Origin of the sequence: Methanobrevibacter sp., assembly GCF_045644645.1 — an archaeon.
Taxonomy (GTDB): Archaea; Methanobacteriota; Methanobacteria; order Methanobacteriales; family Methanobacteriaceae; genus Methanocatella.
In genome coordinates, this window is the sequence record NZ_JAZRHE010000048.1 from 1 (window position 1) to 3608 (window position 3608).

The following is a 3608-nucleotide window of genomic DNA, read 5'->3' on the forward strand; positions in this document are numbered from 1 at the left end:
TATAGGTGCCCGGAGCCAGACTACTGGTGGAATACTTAGCCTGACCATTAGCATCAGTCACAATGTATTTCACACCATTATTGGCAAAACCAACCTTAGCACCCTTAATTGGCTGACCATTAGCATTTGTTAGAGTAGCAACCAAATAACCATTGGCCCCATAAAGAACTGTCACATCAGAAGAAGTCAATTTAGTAGCAACATTATTCACAACAATCCTGGCACTTGCTTGATTGGAAGCACCATAAGCATCATTGCCATAAAATTTCATCTTCACGGTATAGGTGCCCGGAGCCAGACTACTGGTGGAATACTTAGCCTGACCATTAGCATCAGTCACAATGTATTTCACACCATTATTGGCAAAACCAACCTTGGCACCACTAATAGCCTTACCATTAGCATCCTTTAAAGTAGCAACCAAATAACCATTGGCCCCATAAAGAACAGTTACATCAGCAGAATTCAAAATAGTGGCAACATTGCTCACAGTAATCTTGGCACTTGCTTGATTGGAAGCACCATAAACATCATTGCCATAAAATTTCATCTTCACATCATAAGTGCCTGCAGCCAAGCCGCTGGTGGAATACTTAGCCTGACCATTAGCATCAGTAAGAACATACTTCACACCATTATTAGCAAAACCAACCTTGGCACCACTAATAGGTTTACCATTAGCATCCTTTAAAGTAGCAACCAAATAACCATTGCCGCCATAAGCAACATTAACATTAGCAGAGGTCAAAGTGGTAGGAACTTTATTTACAGTAATTTGAGCAACAGCCTGATTGGATGCGGAATATACATCATCACCATAAAATTTCACTCTTACAGTGTAAGTGCCGTCTTTTAAATTAGTAGTGGAATATTTGGCTTGACCATTTTTATCAGTACGAATGTAAGTCACTCCATTATTAGCAAAGCCAACCTTAGCACCGCTAATAGGATTGCCATTTACATCTGTTAAAGTAGCAATTAAAATACCACCACTATAAACAGTATTAATATTTGTATTAACATTTGATATCCCGAGTATGACATTATTATCTACATTTGTATTTTCATCAAGGGAAGCCGCTAACTTTGCATTATCATCATCTGTTAAATATTCTGATGAGTATTCTGATGCCACATTATCAGAAATTGCACTAGGCACAACATCATCAGAATGAGTAGCATAATTAGTAATATCCTCCACGGAATTACTATTCGTGTTAGTTGATAAAGTATTTGAATTAACAGATCCTAAAACTTCTTCACTTGAGAGGGAAACTTTAGATACGTCATTATCAACATTTGAAACAGTAGATGCTAAGATTTCTGATGAACCAGCGATATTTTCATTAGAGATTGACACATCATTAGTATCATCCACTAAGCCAGCAGCATATGAATCTGTAACATTTATATCACTTGCACATGCAACACTAACAGACAATAAAACTGAAAGCATCAATAGTGCAGTGAAACATAATTGTTTGTTCAATAATTTACCTCCTTAACAATTTGTTTAATTATCCATGAGATTACAATCCCACTTCAAGAATACATTTAAAAAATATCTTATATAAACCTTTTTATTTTCCAAATCCGATTTAATGAAGTTATTTTTTAAAAATAAGGTTAAAAATTAACTAAAATTAAATATTAAAAAAAAATATTCTCAAATTAAGTTATAACTCCATTAAATGGCCCTGTCTAAAATTGTCATGATGATATGTGCCCTATTTGATTAATTGTGAGTTGTTATATTGTTGTATTAATTTTAGGGTTATTTTAATTCCACATATTTAAAATGGATTATTATTTGCTTTTTAAATTGATTAAATCGTGTTTTGCAGTTAGTTAAATTCAATGCCCTTTGATGAAGTTTTATTTTGATGGAACGGTTCTCTTTTTATATTAAAAAAGTTGATTATATGTAAATGTTTCTGCAACCTGGTGAATATAAAGTTATAGTATTTTTAAGTGTTTAAGTTTGTTTATTTTAAAAATAGAAGCATATAAATAATGTAAAGGGCATATTATTATATATGCTCTCAATAAAACCCTTTACAAGTTATAATATTGTTGACATTTTAAATAAACCTTTGTATTTTATAGAATCTGACCAGTTAAATGTGTGCAATTTAATCAGCCCGGATGATTTGAGCTTTTTCCAGGAGTATTATAATGATTATTACACGGAGATTGTTTATTATGAATATGAAAGACCTTTATGTCCCAAATGCAATATTTCAATGAACAGCAATGGTTCTAGGCCAGCTAAACCTAACAAATGGGAAGGCATACGTAAAAAACAGTATATCTGCCCAGAATGCGGAAAAACACATTTCACAAGTTTGGAAAATTTCATAAAAAGATACTCCAATTATACGCGTCCTATTTGCGAAAAATCACTAGAATATGAATCCATTACCTATTTATCCTATCAAAAGAAGGTGGAAATAATCAAACTCGAAAATGGGATACAATTAAACCGCCAAACAGTATATTATCACGAATCAACATACGACACATCATTCATCACACAAAAAGAAGAAAACCTTCAAAAACTCTTAGAAGAAACAAAAATTGAGCCAAGTGGAATTTATCATTATGATGAGGAATTTTTACACGAAAATGGGATAAAAACAGTTAGATTAGCCATTATTGATGCTGTAACAAACTTAATAATTAATGATCAAGTAATTTATCAGGAAGATTTTGATCAGGATTTTGTGGAAATCTTTCTAAAATACTCTTTAGAAGGATTACCTAAAAAAGTACTAATAACTGATGGCCATTTGATGTATCCACCAATAATTGAACGAATTTGCATAAAACACCAACTCTGCATATTCCACATCATCAAATACCACAACGACAAATCCTACAAAAAAATGAATAAAATAAAAAGAAGAATACAAACCCTGGAAAGAAAAATAGAAGAAAACGAAGAAAGAATAACAAAACTAAAAGAATACAGCAAAGGAATGGCATATAGACCCTCAAAAAAAGACAAAACAAGAATAAGAAAAATCAAAAAACGAAAAAAATTAATGAAAGATAACACAAAATATAAAAACGAACTAAAACAAAAAAGAAAAGAATTAAATGAACAAGAACGAATCAACGAAAGAATAGCAAATATTTACGATACTGACACTCAAAAAGCAGCAATAAGAAGATTCAGAACAATATATCACCAACTAGATCAATTCGACGACAACACACAAAAATACCTAAAAAATCTAAACAAAAAATTCGATAAAACAATAGAATATCACAAAAACCCACAAATACCACGAACAAACAATAAAATCGAAGGATACTTCAAAATAACCTTACCAAGACATATAAAAAGAATATATCGGACAAGAGAAGGATTAATAAGATGGATAAGACTACAAAAAATCAGATGGATGGAAAGAAATGTTTTATTCAATGAACAAAACAACTTACAAAATCACGACAACAACCAAAAAATCGATGCTACATCATGACAATTTTAGACAGAGCCTAACAAAAATGTATTTTTACAAACCAATGAAAATTATCATCATAAAATAAGAAAATATCAAAAATTAGGCAGAATTTTTATCAAAAAAATTCAGGCCCCTAAA

2 protein-coding genes are annotated in these 3608 nt (G+C 31.5%); one reads left to right on the top strand and one right to left on the bottom strand.

The window, feature by feature from the left end; all coding sequences use genetic code 11:
- A partial coding sequence (locus tag ACKI4K_RS03140) for an Ig-like domain repeat protein (RefSeq protein WP_407422197.1) occupies positions 1–1489 on the bottom strand: 1489 nt, incomplete at its 3' end.
- 547 nt (positions 1490–2036) lie between these two features.
- On the opposite strand from ACKI4K_RS03140, the gene ACKI4K_RS03145 reads away from it, so the two are divergent.
- On the top strand, positions 2037–3488 hold the full coding sequence (locus ACKI4K_RS03145; protein WP_407422199.1) for a hypothetical protein: 1452 nt from the start codon (positions 2037–2039) through the stop codon (positions 3486–3488).
- The last annotated feature ends 120 nt before the right edge of the window (positions 3489–3608 follow it).